The sequence below is a fragment of the Gordonia sp. QH-12 genome (assembly GCF_001578675.1).
GTDB classification, from domain to species: Bacteria; Actinomycetota; Actinomycetes; order Mycobacteriales; family Mycobacteriaceae; genus Gordonia; species Gordonia sihwensis.
In genome coordinates, this window is record NZ_KQ969287.1 from 155,260 (window position 1) to 172,555 (window position 17,296).

Annotated in this window: 15 protein-coding genes; 5 read left to right on the top strand and 10 right to left on the bottom strand. The window is 69.4% G+C overall.

Annotated elements, in window-relative coordinates; translation table 11 throughout:
* Position 1 precedes the first annotated feature (1 nt).
* On the bottom strand, positions 2 to 328 hold the full coding sequence (gene fdxA / locus Y710_RS07575; protein WP_006895842.1) for a ferredoxin: 327 nt from the start codon (positions 326 to 328) through the stop codon (positions 2 to 4).
* Positions 329 to 643: 315 nt separating this feature from the next.
* Between fdxA and Y710_RS07580 the strand changes: the two genes are divergently transcribed.
* Both Y710_RS07580 and Y710_RS18915 read left to right on the top strand, forming a co-directional pair.
* Positions 644 to 2,284: an FAD-dependent oxidoreductase gene (locus Y710_RS07580; RefSeq protein WP_062367006.1), complete on the top strand. Its 1,641-nt coding sequence runs from the start codon at positions 644 to 646 to the stop codon at positions 2,282 to 2,284.
* A gap of 56 nt (positions 2,285 to 2,340) precedes the next feature.
* Positions 2,341 to 2,499, top strand: coding sequence for a hypothetical protein (locus tag Y710_RS18915; RefSeq protein ID WP_197462920.1), 159 nt, complete (start codon positions 2,341 to 2,343; stop codon positions 2,497 to 2,499).
* Positions 2,500 to 2,514: 15 nt separating this feature from the next.
* On the opposite strand, the gene Y710_RS07585 is transcribed toward Y710_RS18915, so the two are convergent.
* The 5 genes from Y710_RS07585 to typA form a co-directional block, all read right to left on the bottom strand.
* Positions 2,515 to 5,085, bottom strand: coding sequence for a bifunctional FO biosynthesis protein CofGH (locus Y710_RS07585; RefSeq protein ID WP_156479422.1), 2,571 nt, complete (start codon positions 5,083 to 5,085; stop codon positions 2,515 to 2,517).
* 112 nt (positions 5,086 to 5,197) lie between these two features.
* Positions 5,198 to 5,557: a hypothetical protein gene (locus Y710_RS07590; protein WP_045538231.1), complete on the bottom strand. Its 360-nt coding sequence runs from the start codon at positions 5,555 to 5,557 to the stop codon at positions 5,198 to 5,200.
* Positions 5,554 to 6,435, bottom strand: coding sequence for an N-acetyl-1-D-myo-inositol-2-amino-2-deoxy-alpha-D-glucopyranoside deacetylase (gene mshB, locus Y710_RS07595; protein ID WP_045538232.1), 882 nt, complete (start codon positions 6,433 to 6,435; stop codon positions 5,554 to 5,556). The genes Y710_RS07590 and mshB overlap by 4 nt, the downstream gene beginning before the upstream one ends.
* Positions 6,420 to 8,315 (bottom strand): ABC transporter family substrate-binding protein, encoded by a 1,896-nt coding sequence (locus Y710_RS07600; protein WP_052692402.1) that lies wholly within the window; start codon positions 8,313 to 8,315, stop codon positions 6,420 to 6,422. The genes mshB and Y710_RS07600 overlap by 16 nt, the downstream gene beginning before the upstream one ends.
* 47 nt (positions 8,316 to 8,362) lie before the next feature.
* Positions 8,363 to 10,270 carry a translational GTPase TypA gene (typA, locus tag Y710_RS07605; protein WP_006895835.1) on the bottom strand — a complete coding sequence of 636 codons (1,908 nt, stop codon included), beginning with the start codon at positions 10,268 to 10,270 and terminating at the stop codon, positions 8,363 to 8,365.
* A gap of 183 nt (positions 10,271 to 10,453) precedes the next feature.
* Between typA and Y710_RS18920 the strand changes: the two genes are divergently transcribed.
* The gene (locus Y710_RS18920; RefSeq protein ID WP_006895834.1) at positions 10,454 to 10,630 is read left to right on the top strand and encodes a hypothetical protein; all 177 of its coding nucleotides are present in this window, start codon (positions 10,454 to 10,456) and stop codon (positions 10,628 to 10,630) included.
* Here the strand turns inward: Y710_RS18920 and Y710_RS07610 are convergent.
* Genes Y710_RS07610 through Y710_RS07625 form a run of 4 tightly spaced genes read right to left on the bottom strand, consistent with a single transcriptional unit; the run spans position 10,617 to position 14,757 of the window.
* Positions 10,617 to 11,030: a (deoxy)nucleoside triphosphate pyrophosphohydrolase gene (locus Y710_RS07610; protein WP_045538233.1), complete on the bottom strand. Its 414-nt coding sequence runs from the start codon at positions 11,028 to 11,030 to the stop codon at positions 10,617 to 10,619. The two genes, Y710_RS18920 and Y710_RS07610, sit on opposite strands and share 14 nt — an antisense overlap.
* Positions 11,027 to 12,055, bottom strand: coding sequence for an ABC transporter ATP-binding protein (locus Y710_RS07615; RefSeq protein ID WP_062367008.1), 1,029 nt, complete (start codon positions 12,053 to 12,055; stop codon positions 11,027 to 11,029). The genes Y710_RS07610 and Y710_RS07615 overlap by 4 nt, the downstream gene beginning before the upstream one ends.
* Positions 12,056 to 13,669 carry an ABC transporter permease gene (locus Y710_RS07620; protein ID WP_231650333.1) on the bottom strand — a complete coding sequence of 538 codons (1,614 nt, stop codon included), beginning with the start codon at positions 13,667 to 13,669 and terminating at the stop codon, positions 12,056 to 12,058.
* Between the two features lie 35 nt (positions 13,670 to 13,704).
* Positions 13,705 to 14,757 (bottom strand): thiamine ABC transporter substrate-binding protein, encoded by a 1,053-nt coding sequence (locus tag Y710_RS07625; RefSeq protein ID WP_006895828.1) that lies wholly within the window; start codon positions 14,755 to 14,757, stop codon positions 13,705 to 13,707.
* 239 nt (positions 14,758 to 14,996) lie between these two features.
* On the opposite strand from Y710_RS07625, the gene Y710_RS07630 reads away from it, so the two are divergent.
* Entirely contained in the window at positions 14,997 to 15,863 is an 867-nt protein-coding gene (locus Y710_RS07630; protein ID WP_045540565.1) for an Rv1157c family protein, read from the top strand.
* A 286-nt stretch (positions 15,864 to 16,149) separates the two neighbouring features.
* Positions 16,150 to 17,211, top strand: coding sequence for a hypothetical protein (locus tag Y710_RS07635; protein ID WP_231875699.1), 1,062 nt, complete (start codon positions 16,150 to 16,152; stop codon positions 17,209 to 17,211).
* Positions 17,212 to 17,296 lie beyond the last annotated feature (85 nt).

The following is a 17,296-nucleotide window of genomic DNA, read 5'->3' on the forward strand; positions in this document are numbered from 1 at the left end:
ATCAGCCCTCTTCGCCCATCGGCGGCAGTGCCTTGACGAATGCCGGGTCGAACGCGGTCTTGCCGACCTTGCTGGCACCGCCGGGCGATCCGAGTTCTTCGAAGAAGTCGACGTTGGCGCTCACGTACGGCTCCCATTCGTCGGGCACGTCGTCTTCGTAGAAGATGGCCTCCACCGGGCAGACGGGCTCACACGCACCGCAGTCGACGCACTCGTCGGGCTGGATGTAGAGCATGCGCCCGCCCTCGTAGATGCAATCCACCGGGCACTCTTCAACACAGGCCCGGTCGAGGACATCGACGCAGGGCTCAGCGATGATGTACGTCACTACGCTTCTCCTTCACTGCACGTTTCCCACCCCGCACTCAGGGCTGATGAGCGCAGAGGAATCGTGTCGACTCTAAGAGTATCCACTGTCGCACTTCACCTCCGATCGTCGACCCCGGCACTCGGCACCCGCATCCGCGTCACCTGCACAGAATTTTGCGCACGCTGATGAAAACCGGCGACCTGCAGCGCGACCCCACCGCCCTTGCGCCGCAGGACCGCCCCATCGTGACCGTCGCCACCGCCGATTACATACCCCCTGGGGTATGATCGTCCGCATACCCCAGGGGGTACCAGGGACACGAAGGAGTGCACGGTGAGAATTCTGATCGTCGGCGGCGTCGCCGGAGGGATGAGCGCAGCGGCACGGGCCCGGCGCCGCGACGAGGACGCCGAGATCGTCGTCTTCGAGCGCGGCGATCATCCGTCGTTCGCCAACTGCGGCCTCCCGTACTACGTCAGCGGGGAGATCGAGGACGAGGACTCCCTCCTGGTCCAGACGCCCGAATCTCTGAAGAGTGCCCTGGACATCGACGTGCACGTCCGGCACGAGGTGATCGGCCTCGACCCTCGGGAACGGACGGTGCAGGTTCGCCACAACGGCACGACCACCGTCTGGAACTACGACGCGCTGATCCTCTCCCCCGGCGCGAAAGCCCTGCGGCCCCCGCTGCCGGGTCTCGACTCGTCCCGTGTTCAAACGCTGCGTACCGTCGGCGACGCCGCGCGGATGCGCGACGAGGTGGAGTCCGGGGCCGCCCGCGCCGTGGTCCTCGGCGCCGGGTTCATCGGACTCGAAGCCGCCGAAGGCCTGCGGATGCGCGGGCTGCGCGTGGACGTCGTGGAACTGGCATCACACGTTCTTCCTCCGCTCGAGAGCGAACTGGCCGCTGGGGTGCACGACGAACTCCGCGCGATGGGCGTCACCGTGCACGCGGGGATCGGCGCCACCGCGATCGAACACGGCGACGAGGCCGACACCGTGGTCCTCGCGGACGGATCCCGGCTCGACGCCGACATCGTGGTGCTGTCCGTCGGCGTCCGCCCCGACACCGAGGTCTTCGAGACCGCGGGAGTGGCCTGCGACCGCGGCGCGATCATCGTCGACGAGCACGGCCGGACCAATCTGGACCGCATCTGGGCCGTGGGCGACGCGACGGTGAGCACCGACGCCGTCACCGGACTGCGCCGGCCGGTCGCCCTCGCCGGCCCCGCCAACCGTGCGGGTCGCCTGGTCGCCGACCACATCCTCGACCCCGATCGAGCACGTGCGATTCCCCAGCCGGTGGGCACCGCGATCGTCCGCGTCGGCCGGCTCACCGCCGCGATGACAGGGGCCAATCGCGCGGCACTCGACCGGTCGGGCATCGACTACCGCACGGTCCACCTCCATCCGGGAAGCCACGCCGGCTACTTCCCCGGCGCCGAACAGATTCACCTGCTGATGCACATCCGGTCCGACGACGGCCTCATCCTGGGCGCTCAGGCGGTGGGTGCCGACGGCGTCGACAAGCGCATCGACGTGCTCGCGACCGCCATCCGCACCCGGCTCACCGGTCCCGACCTGATCGACCTCGACCTCGCGTACGCGCCGCCCTTCGGCTCGGCGAAGGATCCGGTGAACCTCGCGGGAATGATCGCCGAGAACGTCGTGAACGGCTCCCTGGAGCTGTGGTACGCCGACCAGATCGACGAACCGGGCCACCTGCTGCTCGATGTCCGCGGAGCCGACGAGCAGTCCGAGAATCCCGTTCCGGGCGCACTGTGCATCCCGCACACGCAGGTCCGAGAGCGTCTCGACGAGATCCGTGCGACCGCTGCCGGACGGCCGATCAGGGTGCTCTGTGCCAGCGGCATGCGGTCGTATCTCGCGTACCGCGTGCTGCGCGCCGCGGGCCTGCCGTCCGCGAACCTGTCGGGCGGCCTGCTCACCCTGCGGGCGAGCCAGAGCGCCTGACCGGCCTCACGAGACACCCACCACATCCGAACCGAACCGAACCCAGGAGTATCACCATGTGCCAGCGCGCTACCTGCAAGACCTGCGGAAAGACGACGTGGAAGGGCTGCGGCCGCCATGTCGACCACGTCATGCGCGGTGTGCCCGCATCTCAGCGCTGTCCGGGCCACCCGGACGAGCCGGGACTGCTGGCACGACTGTTCGGGCGTCGCTGACGAGCCGGGGACGGCTCAGGCCAGTCCGACTCCCAGCAGCGGCGCGGACACCTGTCCGTACTCCGTCGTCCGCTGCCGCGGGCGGCGACCGATCCCGGTGACGATCTCGTGGAGTTCGGCGACCGTCTTCGCCGAACCGTGCTGGCTGCCCGCCATACGCGAGATGGTCTCCTCCATCAACGTGCCGCCGAGATCGTCGGCACCGCCGCGGAGCATCACGCGGGTCCCCTCGATACCGAGTTTGACCCAACTGGTCTGCACGTGGTCGATCCGGCCGTGCAGCATCAGCCGCGCGAGGGCATGGACCGCACGGTTCTCCCGCCGCGTCGGCCCCGGACGCGACGCGCCCGCGAGATACAGCGGCGACGACTGGTGCACGAACGGCAGCGGGACGAACTCGGTGAATCCGCCGGTGCGGTCCTGGATACCGCGCAAGGTGTTGAGGTGGCCGACCCAGTGGCGCGGAGAGTCGACGTGGCCGTACATCATCGTCGAACTCGACGGGATGCCGAGTTCGTGCGCGGTGGTGATCACTTCGATCCAGGATGCGGTCGGGAGCTTGCCCTTGGTCAGCACCCAGCGGACCTCGTCGTCGAGGATCTCGGCCGCGGTGCCGGGGATCGAGCCGAGACCGGCCTCTTTGAGCGCCGAGAGCCAGTCGCGGATCGACTCGCCGCCGCGCGAGGCGCCGTTGACGATCTCCATGGGACTGAACGCGTGTACGTGCATCCCGGGCACGCGGTCCTTGATCGCGCGCACCAGGTCGGCATACCCGCTGACCGGCAGCTCCGGATCGATGCCGCCCTGCATGCAGATCTCGGTGGCCCCCTCCACGTGCGCCTCCCAGGCGCGGTCGGCCACTTCTGCGGTCGAGAGGGTGAAGGCGTCCGCGTCGCCCTTACGCTGGGCGAAGGCGCAGAACCGGCAGCCGGTGTAGCAGATGTTGGTGAAGTTGATGTTCCGGTTCACGACGTAGGTGACGTCGTCTCCGACCACGTCCGCGCGGATGGCGTCGGCCAGAGCCGCCAGCGCGTCGAGTCCCGGACCATCGGCTTCGGCGAGCGCGAGGTAGTCGTCGTCCGACAGTCCGGCAGGATCGTTCTCGGCCCGGCGCAGCGCCGCCGCCACGTCGGACGCCAAGCGCTCGGGCGCCCCGGTCCCTCCGCCCAGCGCCAGCACCTGCTCGCGAATGGTGTCCCAGTCGCCGAACGCGTTGTCGATGTCGCTGCGGGTGTCGGTGTTGCGGCCGTCGACGTCGATCGCCGAGTTGAGGTCGATGCGACCCGACGAGTCCCAGTCGTCGTCCGGCTCCTGCCACGGCAGCCCGACCGGTTTCACATCGGCCGCGAGACCGGTGACCGGATCCGCGAGGGCGGCGACATGCCGTCCGATCCGGGGATCGATCCAGGGGTTCGAGGCCTTGACGTACTTCGGTTGCGCGGCGATCCGCTCCACCAACCGGTATCCGGTGGACGCCGTGATCTCGGCGAGGGTGTCCAAGTTCGGCCACGGTCGCTCCGGATTCACGTGATCGGGGGTGAGCGGCGAGACGCCGCCCCAATCGTCCACACCGGCGGCCACGAGTGCCCGGCACTCGTCGGCCGACACCAGGTTGGGCGGCGCCTGAATCCGCATTCCCGGCCCGAGAACGAGACGGGCGACGGCCACGGCGGCCAGGAACTCCGACATCTCCGCGTCCGGTACCCCGCGCATCGCCGTATCGGCCTTGGCGCGGAAGTTCTGGACGATCACTTCCTGGATGTGTCCGAATGCCTTGTGCGACTTCCGGATCGCGAAGATCGACTCGGCGCGCTCGGTGAGGTTCTCACCGATCCCGACCAGGATGCCGGTGGTGAACGGGACCGAGAGGCGGCCCGCGTCGGTCAGGACCCGCAGCCGGACCTCGGGATCCTTGTCCGGGCTGCCGTAGTGGCATTCGCCCTTGTCGGTGAACAGTCGGCGCGCAGTGGTCTCGAGCATCATGCCCATCGACGGCGCCACCGGCTTGAGCCGGTTGATCTCCTCCCAGCTCATCACGCCGGGATTCAGATGAGGCAGCAGCCCGGTCTCCTCGAGCACCCGGATCGCCGCCGCGCGGACGTAGTCGAGAGTGGAGTCGTAACCGCGTTCGTCCAGCCAGGCGGCGGCCTCCGGCCATCGATCCTCCGGCCGGTCGCCGAGGGTGAACAGCGCCTCTTTGCAGCCGAGCTCGGCGCCGCGGCGCGCCACCTCGACGATCTCGTCGATCTCCATGTAGGCGCCGCGGCCCTCGCGGGCCAGCTTTCCCGGCACGGTGACGAAGGTGCAGTAATGGCAGCGATCGCGGCACAGGTGCGTCACCGGGATGAAGACCTTGCGCGAGTAGCTGATCAGGCCGCTGCGGCCGTCGGCGTCCAGACCCGCGTCCCGCACGCGGCCGGCCGCCTCGCAGAGTGCGTCGAGGTCGGCGCCCCTGGCCGCCAGCAGGACCGCGGCCTCATCGACGTTGAGCACCGAGCCGTCACGTGCGCGGCGCAGGGCACGACGCATGGCCGACGCCGGGGGCGTCTGTCCGGCGCCCGTGGATCCGCTGGAAGATATGGTCACTTCTCCGATGTTAACCACGTCGCATTCGACGACCCCGGCGGCCGCCGTCCAACGGGGCACCGGCTCGGCTCCGGAGCGGATCAGGACTGGGCCGGATCAGCACTGGGCCGGATCAGGACTGGGATAGATTCCGGACCCGCGACGTCGAGGCGTAGAAGGCAGGCACCGCCAGCCCGCACGCCAGGAGCAGCAGCAGGCGCCAGTCGCCGATCAACGAGCCGTTGCCGAACACCGGGAGCATCGCCATCGCGGTGACGAAGGTCCACGCGATCAGCGGTGCGTACTGCCACGCCGACTTGGTGTACGACTCGGCGAGGCGAAGGATCAGCACATTCGCGACGCCGGCGATCAGCGCGGTGACCGGGAAGGGCCAGGCGCCGATCCGGATCAGCAGAAAGGCCGCGGTGAGGATGCCGAGCAGGAAGCCGCTGACCGTGAGCACGGCCAGTTCCAGGCGATCTCCGATGGTCACAGCGCCACTCCCTCGAAGAGGTCGGTCTCGATCCGTCCAGCCACTCGGCCCGCGTCGACGCGGATGAAGTGCTCCGTCGGCAGCACCGGCGACACGATGTTGTTGCTGAGCGCGTACTCGGTGCGCGAGCGCGCCACACTCACCTGCGTCGCATGAGCCGCGAGGGCACGCACCTTGCGCGGGAGCACCTCGCGGACGTCGACGGCGGCGGTCACCTGATCGTCCGGGTAGCTCGGCAATTCGCCGGGCTCGGGCATCCGCCAGCCGGCCGGGACCTCGCTGACGGCGGCCAGACCGCGTTCCAGCTCCGACCGCTGCGTCACTGACTCGTAGACCTTGAACGGCCGTCCCAGCATCGACTCCGCGACGGGGATCGCGGCCGCGGACACCTCGTGCACCCGCTTGTGGTCGGGGTGCCCGTAGGTCCCCGCGGCGTCGTACGTGACGATCACCTGCGGTGCGAACGCGACCAGTTCGTCGGCCAGCTGGCCGGCGAGCTCGTCGAGGGAGGCCTGGAACAGCGCCCGCGGATGCTCCGCGGAGGGCGTCCCGGCCATGCCGGAGTCGCGCCAGCGCCCGGCGCCGCCGAGGAACCGCGGTGGGGGCGCCACGACGCCGGGCGGGGTGAGTTCGGCCAGTGCTGCTCGCAACTCGCCGATCCGGTAGCCGCCGAGCTGATCGGCGCCGCCGTCAGCGACCAGTTGGGCCCACTGCGACCCGATCACCTCGCCCTCCTCGCCGAGGGTGAAGGTGAGCACCCGGACGTCGACGCCGCGCGCCAGATACGTCGCGATCACTCCCCCGGTCATGATGGTCTCGTCGTCTGGATGTGCGTGCAGCAGCAGCAGACGAGCCCGTTCGGTCACTGAATCACCCATCCGTCGGCTCCGCCGAAGACACCGAGTTGCATCGGGCCGTCCAGCGAGACGCCCGAGATGCGGTCGGTGACGGCGGAGAACATCGTGTCCTGGAAGATCGGCAGGTACACCGCCTGATCGGCGAGCAGCCCCTCGGCCTCCTGAAGCTGAGGTGCCGGGTCCTCGGAGCTCATCGCGGCGTCGGCCAGCGCGATCAACGTCGGATCGCACAGCCCGGAGATGTTCCCGGTGTAGCTCTCGTCGGCGGAAACGTTGGCCTCCGGCTTCGCAGTACTGCTCGGCGCACCGGAGGGCACCGTCGGCAGCACCGTCTCGTCGGCCGCTTGATCGTGCTCGGGCTCCACCGTGTGCGCACCGGCCTCGGTGCCCTTGGGCGGAGCCTGGCAGGCCACCTGCGAGGCGAGCTCGGTGGCCGGACTGCCGCCGACACCGGTCCATCCGACGACGAGATCGACGCGGCCGGACGTGAGCGCCTGCCCGTACAGCTCGGTGTTCGACATCCCGATCACGCTGGCCCGCACTCCCCGGGACCGAAGCTGATCGGCCATCGTCTCCGCCGCCGACATCGTGCGCTGGTCGGTGTTGGTGGCGCCGATCCGCACCACGAGGTCGGTTCCGTTCGATTGAATCGGCGAGACACCGTAGGGCAGTCCCGGGACGTCGGCGGGTGCGGGAGCAGCCGGGGTGGTCGGCGACGCGGTGCTCGACGCCGACGGATCGGCGGGTGCCGGACGCGGCGTGGGCACGCCCGGTCGGTAGCCGGCCGATGCGAGCAGGGCGAGGACCTCATCCTGCGTCGGCCGTGGCCTCTCCACCGGGGTGTACCCGGGATCGGACGGCGCGTACACGGTGTTCGCGAACGGTGTCACCACCGTCTCCCCTGCCGCCGCGGCGGTGATCAGCCGTCCGTCGAGCATCCCGAGGACCGCCTTGCGGACCTGCTGCGAGCGCATGGTCTCCGACCGCGAATTCGCATTCACCGCGAGCGCCCTCGTGGTCGGCAGCCGGCTGCTGACCACCCCGGGGATGGCGCCCAGCTCGGCCGCCGACGCCGCTCCGCTCGGCAGCGCCGCGAGAGTGGAGTCGCCGTTGCGGATGGTCTGCGCCATCTGCTGCGGCGTGCCCGCCTTGCGGAGGACCACCTGGTCCACCTCCGGCGGCTTGCGCCAGTAGCGGTCGTTGCGGATCAGCCGGACCTCGTCGCGGGCCCGGTCGATCGAATAGATCTGGAACGGGCCCGCCGTGACCGGCTTTCCCTTGTCCATGCCGACCTGGAAGCCGGTCGGGTCCGACCGCAGCGTGTGGCTCGGCAGCAGATTGTCGAAGAGCTCGCGCCACGCGGGGTAGGCGTTGTTGAAGGTCACGGTGACGACTTTGCCGCCGCCGGAGGTCTGCACATCCGAGATCGCGCGGTAGCCCGCCGGGCCGATCACGTTGGGCTGCCGGGACATCTGCTCCCACAGATAGTGGAAGTCGTCGCCCGTCACCGGCAGCCCGTCGGACCACTGGGCGTCGTTGACGATCTTGTACTCGACGGTGAACGGGTCGTACGAGGTGACCTCGGCGGAGGTCAGCAGTGCGTCGTTCATCCGCCACTGGACGCCGTCCTGGGTGTTCACCGGAACGAACGGACTCGGGAGGGTCATCGCGGCGATCGCCGTGGTGACCGTTCCCTGGTCGGCTCCGAGATGCGGATTGAAACCCGAACCGATGCTGTCGGTCGCGACCGTGACGGTGCGTTCGTCGGGGTACTCGTTCGGAGTGTGCGTCGGCAGCGTCTCCCGCACCGGCGGCGGCGGATCCGCCATGCACGCGGTCGCTGAGAGGCCGATCAGCCCCGTCACTGCGATCGCGGTGATGCGCGTCCGCACGGTCCTCATCCGCACTCCCTCTCGCTCCTCCAGTCGACGGTCCGGCGTCAGGCCCCTCAGGCGTTCGCGTCGCGCGCCTTGGCACGCGAACGCTCACGCGCGCGGGTCGACGCATCGAGGTTGACCTTACGCACCCGGCACACCTCGGGCGTCACCTCGACGCACTCGTCGGCCGCACAGAACTCCATGGCGCCTTCGAGGTCGAGCTGCATCGGCTTGGCCAGGGTCTCCATGACATCGGCCGACGACTGCCGCATGTTGGTGAGCTTCTTCTCGCGGGTGACGTTGATGTCGAGATCCTCCAGTCGCGGGTTGATTCCCACGACGTGGCCCTCGTAGGTGTCGTCGCCGGGATCGACGAAGAAGGTGCCGCGGTCGGCGAGCTGAATCATCGCGAACGGGGTCACGGTGCCCGCACGGTCGGAGACCAACGAACCCGTGTGGCGGGCGCGGATCTCGCCGGCCCACGGCGCGTACTCGTGGAAGACGGCATTGGCGATGCCGGTGCCGCGGGTCTCGGTCAGGAAGTCGGTGCGGAACCCGATCAGACCGCGAGACGGGACCACGAACTCCATGCGGACCCAGCCGCTGCCGTGGTTGTTCATCTGGTCCATCCGGCCCTTGCGTGCGGCGAGCAGCTGCGTAACCGCGCCGAGGTACTCCTCGGGGACGTCGATCGTGAGGTGCTCGAAGGGCTCGTATGTCTTGCCGTCGACCTTGCGGGTGACCACCTGCGGCTTGCCGACGGTCAATTCGAAGCCCTCACGGCGCATCTGCTCGACGAGGATCGCGAGCGCCAGCTCACCACGGCCCTGAACCTCCCAGGCGTCGGGGCGGCCGATGTCCTGCACGCGCAGCGAGACGTTGCCGATCAGCTCCGAGTCGAGGCGGTCCTTGACCATGCGGGCGGTCAGCTTGTGACCCTTGACACGGCCGGCGAGCGGCGAGGTGTTGGTGCCGACGATCGCCGAGATGGCGGGCTCGTCGACGGTGATGCGCGGCAGTGCGACCGGGTTCTCGGGGTCGGCGAGAGTGTCGCCGATCATGATCTCCGACATGCCCGCGACGGCGACGATGTCGCCGGCCACGGCTTCCTCGGCCGGTGCGCGGTCGACGCCGAGAGTCACCAGCAGCTCGGTGATCTTGGCGCGCTCGACGACCTGCTCGCCGTCGACCTCACGCATCCAGGCCACCTGCTGACCCTTGCGGAGGGTGCCGTTGTGGATGCGGACCAGGCCGAGACGACCGAGGAACGGCGATGCGTCGAGGTTGGTGACATGCGCCTGCAGCGGAGCGTCCTGGTCGCCCTTCGGCGCCGGGACGTTGTTGATCAGGACGTCGAACAGCGGGTCGAGGTTGTCTCCCGCCGGAACGGTGCCGTTCTCCGGCATGTCGGTGCTCGCCACACCCGCGCGGCCCGATGCGAACAGCACCGGCAGGTCCAGCGCCAGCTCCGCGGCCTCAGCGGCCTCGTCGTCGAGGTCGGAGGCGAGGTCGAGGAGCAGGTCCTGCGATTCGCTGACGATCTCACCGATCCGGGCGTCGGGTCGGTCGGTCTTGTTGACCACCAGGATCACCGGCAGCGACGCCGCGAGCGCCTTGCGCAGGACGAAACGCGTCTGCGGCAGCGGCCCCTCGGAGGCGTCCACCAGCAGCACCACGCCGTCGACCATCGAGAGCGCGCGTTCCACCTCGCCGCCGAAGTCGGCGTGACCGGGGGTGTCGATGACGTTGATGACGTACTCGCTGCCGTCGGGCTGACGACGGTGCACGGCGGTGTTCTTGGCGAGAATGGTGATGCCCTTCTCGCGCTCCAGGTCGCCGGAGTCCATGACGCGGTCCACCAGTTCGGCACGTTCGCCGAACACTCCGGACTGACGCAGCATCGCGTCGACCAGTGTGGTCTTGCCGTGGTCGACGTGCGCCACGATCGCGACGTTGCGGAAGTTGGTGACTGCGCTCACTAAGGTCTCTTTCGTATCTGTTCAGGTGCGGTATCCGGCGGCCGATGGCGGAGCCGGTCACTCGATCTGCGGAGCGACTCCTGTTCGGCCGCGCCAGATCAACCCGTTAAGGGTACGGCAACCTCAGCCGAGGTCGCGACGAGAGCTTGCGTGAATATGGTTAGGCTGCGCTAAAGTCTTGCTATGGGAAAGACCTCGCCGGCGAAGGTGGCGCAGCTCAAGCCGAAGAAGAAGTGCTGCAAGAAATCGACGCGCTGCCTCCGTTGCCCGGTCGTCATCCATCGGATGAAGAAGATCGACTGCGATCACCTGTCGAAGAAGCAGGCCAACAAGGCACTCAAGAAGGCTAGAGCGGCCTGACCTGCAGTTCTGCGGTGAGTTCCCGGATCCAGCCGATGTCATTGGGCACGATCTGACCACTGCGGTCCAGCTCCGCCAGCCGGTGCGCGTCGACCCACGCGATGGCGCGATGCTCCACCGCGCGCGGTGTCCCGGAGACGATCCGGGCACGGTGCGCGACCAACTTCAGCCCCTCGCGCGGTGTCACGACGTCGGCCAGCGGCGCCCCGACAGAAACCCGAACGTCGAGTTCCTCACACAGTTCACGAATGAGCGCCTGCGTGGGCGTCTCGCCCGATTCCACCTTGCCGCCCGGCAGCTCCCAGAGACCGGCCACCTCGGCCGGATAGTCGCGCTGCGCCAGGAGCACCCGCGATCGGTGGAGGACCGCGCCCGCGACCACCAGGACATCGCCGGTCATCGTCCGATCACCGCCACCGCGCCGGGCTCCAGGGTCGGCCGTACCCGCGCTCCCGGGCGCACCGGCCGATCGCAGACGCATTCGAAGACCTCGTCGCCCATCCGGATGCGGACGCGCCATCCGGCGACCAGCGCCGCCGCGTGCTCCACCACCGCATCGCCCTCCGGATCCGGTCGGACGCTGACGGCCTCCGGACGCAGAGCCACCGTGCAGGGGCCGTCTCGCAGTTCGCCGAAGTCCGCGCTGCCGGTCAGCCTCGCGTCGCCGAGCGCGGTCGTCAGAACACCGTCCCGGACGGTGCCCGGGACACTGGCCCGGGCGCCGAGGAACCGTGCGGTCTCTTCGTCCACCGGCCGGCGCCACAGCCGCGACGCCGTGTCGGTCTGGACGATGTCGCCGTCGCGCATCACCGACACGCTGTCGGCCACCAGCGCCGCCTCGCGGTGGTCGTGTGTCACGAGGACCGTCGGTGTGCCCGCGCGGCGCACGATGTCGCCGATCGCTTCGGCGAGGGATTCGCGGAGTTGCGAGTCGAGCGCGGCCAGCGGCTCGTCGAGCAGCAGCAGCCGCGGTCGCGGGGCCAGCGCCCGCGCCAGCGCCACCCGCTGCGCCTGACCGCCGGAGAGCGCCGACACCGGCCGATCGCCGAATCCGTCGAGTTGCACCAGCCTCAGCATCTCCGCGACCCGATCGGCCGCGGCGCGGCCGCGGACACGGCGCCGAGCGAGACCGTAGGCGATGTTCTGCGCCACCGTACGGCCGGGGAACAGTTGACCGTCCTGAAAGACGACGCCGAAGTCGCGGCGATGCGGTGCCGTCGTCGCCAGATCGACACCGTCCCAGCAGATCGATCCGGCTGCCAGCGGTTCGAGGCCGGCCACCGCGCGCAACAACGTCGACTTGCCGCAGCCCGAGCGACCGAGGAGAGCGGTCACCGTGGACTCTCCGGTGCCCACGGACCACTGCACACCGGCCAGCGCCTCGAATCGCCCGTACCGGACGGTCGCTCCCTCCACGGTCAGCATCTATCCCTCTCCGTCCGTGCGTGAGCGCGTCCCGACGATGGCCTCTATCGCCGCGATCACCGCGGCACTGACCGCCACCAGCAGCACCGATGCGGCCATCGCCGTGGCGAGGTTCGCGGTTCCGGGGCGGCTCATGAGCGATCCGATGAGCACCGGCAGGGTGGTGGTGTCGGCGCGGGCGAGGAAGGTGGTGGCACCGAACTCGCCGATCGCCATCACGAAGGCGAAACCGGCCGCGGCGCACAGCGACCGCGCCGTGAGACGCAGATCCACCGACAGGAGCACCCGCCACGGCCGTGCTCCGAGCGTGCGCGCGGCGTCGCGGAGCCGTTCGGGCACCTGGGAGAGCGCGGGAATCATGATCCCCGCCACCACCGGCACCGCCAGCAGCGCCTGCACGGCGGGGATCACCAGCGGCGACTGCACCACCTGAACGGGCAGGGTGCCGATCACCAGCAGATAGCCGAATCCGAGGGTCACCGCGCTCACACCGAGCGGCAGTACGGCCAGCAGCGCCGTGAAGCGGGCGGGCAGGCCCCCTCCGCGGGTCACCGGGACCGCGATCAGCAGCCCGCCCACCACCGCCAACAGGGTCGCTCCCCCGGCGCTCGTGACGGAGTAGCGCATCGCCGACAACGCCGAGTCGCCGTAGGACCCATCGGTTAGGCCGCGGTAGCCGTCGAGGGTCCAGGCACCCGCGGGGCGCAGCGACGAGAGCACCAGCGCCGCCAGGGGCAGCAGAAGCCACAGGGCGGTCCACGCGAGTGCGAGGAGGGCCGCCGGCAGGCGGATCCCGCGGGGCCGTCGCCGGTGGCCTGCGGCCGGAGCCGTACCGGCGCCGACGGTGGACGATCCGCCGACCGCTCGGGTCAGCAGCAGCGCGCAGGCGACCACCACGATCTGCAGGAGGGAGAGCGCCACCGCCTCCGGGATGCGGAAGTACCCGATCGCCTGCTGGTAGATCTCCGTCTCCAGTGTCCGGGCGGTGCCGCCGCCGAGGACCACCACGACGCCGAAGCTGGTGGAGCAGAACAGGAAGACCAGCGCCGCGGCCGAGGCCAGCGCGGGCGCGATCCGCGGAACCACCACGTCCCAGAAGGCCCGCGGCGCGGTCGCGCCCAGGGTTCGCGCGGCCTCGACGGTCCTCGGGTCGATCTGCTGCCAGGCGGCGCTGACGACACGGACGACGACCGCCACGTTGAGGAAGATGTGGGCGGGCAGGATCGCCGCCCACCCGTCGGTGACGCCGAGGAAGCCGAGCGGCCCGGTCAGCAGCGCCCGGAAGGCCACCCCCACCACCACCGTCGGCAGGACGAACGGGACCGTCACGATCACCCGGAGGATCGCCGTGCCCGGCAGGTCCACGGTGGCCACGAGCCACACGATCGGCGCCGCGATCAGCACTGTCAGGACCGCCGACGCCGCCGCCTGGGCGAGGGTGACCGCCAGCAGATGCCAGCCAGCCGTACGGTCGATCAACTGCCAGAAGCCCGCACCGTCGTCATCGGCCACCGCCCGCCGGGCCAGGGTGACCAGCGGCCATACGAACATGACCACGATGAACGCCGCGGGCACGACCGTCGCGACCCGAGCGGCCGTCGACGTGCGGCGAATCGGCGCCGGGGTCCGGCGCGCCGGCGCGGACACGGTCAGCGCTTGACCGTGGCGCGCCACTCGTTCAGCCACTGTTCACGGTGTGCGTCGATGTACTCCGGCGACATCGTGACGGTCCACGCGGGCATCGGCGCACGCTGCCGCCAGTCGGCGGGCAGCGGGATGTCTTTCTGCACCGGATAGACGTACATGGCCGTGGGCAGCGCGGCCTGCACCTCCGGGGTCAGCATGAAGTCCACGAGCTTGCGCGCACCCGCGGTGTTCGCCGCACCGCGCAGGACGCCGATGTACTCCACCTGCGCGAAGCACGCGTTCAGCAGTGCGCTGGTACCCGGCGTGGCGGCCGGACTCGACGCGTACGACACCACGATCGGCTTGTCGCCGTGCCCGGCGCCGGCGCTGAACAACTGGTTGTAGGCCACTTCCCACCCGGAGACGATCTGGGCGCCGTTGTCGACCAAGCCGCGCCAGTAGTCGTCCACTCCGCCCTTGAACCGCCCGATCGTGGTGAGCAGGAAGCCCATCCCTGGCGACGACGTCGACGGGTCGAGGAGAGCCGCCATGTCCCGGTACCGGGGCTGCGTGAGCTGCTCGAGAGACGTGGGCGCCTCGATGCCGTGCTTGTCGAACCAGGCATCGTCGACGTTCAGGCACACGTCTCCCCGGTCGACGGCGGTGAGTTGCCCGGGCGCGCCCTGAATGTCGTACTTCGCCGAGCCGTCGACCGCGGCGGGCGAGGTGTAGGGGTCGAGCGCCTTGGCTTCGATCGGCCGGGCCGCGAAGGTGTTGTCGATACCGAACACGGCGTCGCCCTTGGGCGATCCCGGGGTCAGCGACACCACTGAGGAGAGCTGCCCGGCATCGCCCGAACGCACGATCTTGAGTTCGGTACCGGTCTGCTTCTCGAACCGGTCGATCAGGTTCTGCGGCAGTTCGAACGAGTCGTGCGTCAACAACGTCACCTCGTCGGCACCACCCGATCCGGAGGTACACGCCGACGTCGCCACCAGCACGGCTGCCAGTGCCGCCGCCACGACGGCGCGGTTGCGCCGCGCGCTGCCGAAGCGCGCGTTGCCGAAGAAGGCCATCTGCTAACCCACGTCCCCTCGATAGAGAAGCCCACAGATTTCGCCTGCGGGCCAGTTGTTGGTCACCTGAGGCGAATCTAACCAGTTGACGGTGCGTATCCGCATTCGGAGGGCATCCGCAGCCAAAACCCCTCCAACCTCTTGTGTAACAATTTTCACACACGTCTCAGTAGTTTCATGGGATTGTGGCTACACTCGCCTCACTAGACAACTGTTCGTCGACCGAAGAGGATTCAGCCGTGCGACTCGCGCGCTCCCGCCGCACCGCCGCAGCCGTCGCTGCGGCAGCAGTCATCGCCCCCGCTCTGCTCGTCCCGTCGACCGCATCGGCCGAGCCCGCGAAGGACGCTCCGGCCGCGCAGCAGGAGCTTCCGATCCCGGACGCCGCTCACGCGCCCACCGTGGAGCCCAAGGTCCTCGAATCCCTCGGGGCACTGACTCCGGCCCTGATCGGCTCCGCCGCCACCCGCGACTCCGACGGCAAGGTCAACACCGAGCTCCTGGCCCAGGTCCGCAAGCTGGCCGACAACCCGGCCGTACCCGCCGAGGCGCAGGACGTCTGGCGCTCGCTGATTGATTTCCTGGGCGAGCCCGGGGCCAAGGAGGCCGCGAAGACCCTGTCGCTCGAGGCGACCCCCGCGGCCGAGAAGAAGAAGAGCGACGCGCCCGACATCCCCACCGGCCCCGGCAAGCCGCGGATCCAGCAGTTCCTGTATCCGACCCTGGGCTTCGGCTGCATGCCCGGCGGCGGCAATTCGGTCGGCATGGCCCTGGTGACGGCCGGACCGCAGGCCGCACCGGCACCCGGCCCGAAGCGCGGCCAGGCCGGCTACGTCTACACCAGCCTCGGCACCGGACCCGCGGTGAAGTCGTCTCAGAAGCTCTTCGTCACCTGGCTCAACATCGACAACGGCCGCACCGGACAGCAGGCGCTGCTGCCCAATCCGAAGATCAACGCCACCAAGGGCCCCGGCACGTTCACCGGCATCGCCAACACCGGCCGCGGCCGGATCGTGTCGACGATCTACGGAACCGTGACGACGAAGATCAAGGGCAAGAACGTCTCATGCATGATCGCTCCGACGATCGGTACCGCGATCATCTGAGCCCCTCGACCCGAGTTCGATCAGAGCCCTGGACCATCGGAGGTCCGGGGCTCTGATCGGTTTCGGGGACGCCGCCGCAACTTGTGACGGACATCGCTATGGCAACGAAAAGCTTTGTGGCGCAACGGCTCCGACATCTCCAAAGGGTCGCATCCAGGTAACGACTCGGACTCGCTCCTTGAGAAATCCAGCGGTTGATTCTCATTATTAACTTAAGAAACTTTAGTCACATCAGCCACAGCGGTCACGACCGCCGTGGCCGTTGCGCAGTTGTGGAGGTAAGCCAGTGAGTCCACGCACGTACCGATCGATGCGGTTCGGCATCGCCGGGCTCGCAGTCGCCGCCGCAGCACTCGCTGTGCCGGCCGCCGCCGGGGCCGATCCGGCGGCACCGTCGCCCGAGGCGAGCACTCCGGGCACCGCCGTCCCCGAGACGAGCGCCCCGCAGAGCACAGTCCCCGACTCCACGGCACCGTCGGCACCCGACTCCACCGCACCGCAGACGGCCGCACCGCAGGCCGATCAGGTGCGCACCCTGCCGACGATTCCGGGCGACGCCGCGCTCGCCGATCTCCTGCGCAAGCTCAAGGCCACCGGCGGCGACGAGAAGGCCGTCGAGGCGATCACCGCCATCCTCTCCTCGGACGGCCGGCTGGATCTGTCGAAGTACCTGGACAGCGCGAGTGTTCTCAACGGCATCGGTCTCGACGGCGCCGGCCTCGAGAAGCTCGGTCTGGGCAAGCTCGGACAGAGCGACCCGCAGACGCCCGCCCCGGTCGCAGCCACCGTCCCCGCGGCGCCCGCACCGGCTCCCGCTGCCGACGTGCTGACCGTGCTGCAGAGGGTCACCGGAACGTCCCTGCTGTCCCCCGCCGTGGCTCCGCTGTGCGCCGAGCCCACCCCCGACAACCCGCTCGGACTCACCACCGCCCCGGTTCTGGCGGCACCCGGCCCGTGGCCCACCGTCGCCGCCGACCGCACCGGGGTGCTCACTGCGCTCACCTCGCTGTTGCCCGCCGACAGCAAGGAACTGCTGACGGCGATCGGTGAGGATCAGACGGCCTTCGCACTGGTGCCGCCCGGCAAGCCCGACTCGGACCAGTTCCGCGTCGCGTGGTTCAACACCACCACGACGAAGGGCGGCCTGGCCGATCTGAAGCCGCTGTCGGAGGCGGCGTCCGCCGGACCGCTCAAGCAGTTGCTCACCGACACCGAGAACTTCCACGGCGTCCGTCTGGCCCGCGTCGACACCGGTAAGGGCCACATCCTCTCGGCGGTCTTCGGCACCACGACCACCGCCGGCCGCACCTGCTTCTTCCTGCCCGCGCTCGGCACAGTCCAGAACTGACCAGTTCAGGACTGACGCCGATCCCTACTGTGCCGGCCGCACCGGCACTCTCTCACTCCGCCGCAGCCCGGCGGCCCGTCGTAAA

Bases quoted from the DNA above. Each gene is read 5' to 3' on its own strand.
- Y710_RS18920 (WP_006895834.1), top strand. From the start codon at position 10,454: ATGGGAAAGACCTCGCCGGCGAAGGTGGCGCAGCTCAAGCCGAAGAAG.
- Y710_RS18915 (WP_197462920.1), top strand. From the start codon at position 2,341: ATGTGCCAGCGCGCTACCTGCAAGACCTGCGGAAAGACGACGTGGAAG.
- Y710_RS07625 (WP_006895828.1), bottom strand. From the start codon at position 14,757: ATGGCCTTCTTCGGCAACGCGCGCTTCGGCAGCGCGCGGCGCAACCGC.
- Y710_RS07615 (WP_062367008.1), bottom strand. From the start codon at position 12,055: ATGCTGACCGTGGAGGGAGCGACCGTCCGGTACGGGCGATTCGAGGCG.
- Y710_RS07610 (WP_045538233.1), bottom strand. From the start codon at position 11,030: ATGACCGGCGATGTCCTGGTGGTCGCGGGCGCGGTCCTCCACCGATCG.
- Y710_RS07600 (WP_052692402.1), bottom strand. From the start codon at position 8,315: ATGAGGACCGTGCGGACGCGCATCACCGCGATCGCAGTGACGGGGCTG.
- mshB (WP_045538232.1), bottom strand. From the start codon at position 6,435: ATGGGTGATTCAGTGACCGAACGGGCTCGTCTGCTGCTGCTGCACGCA.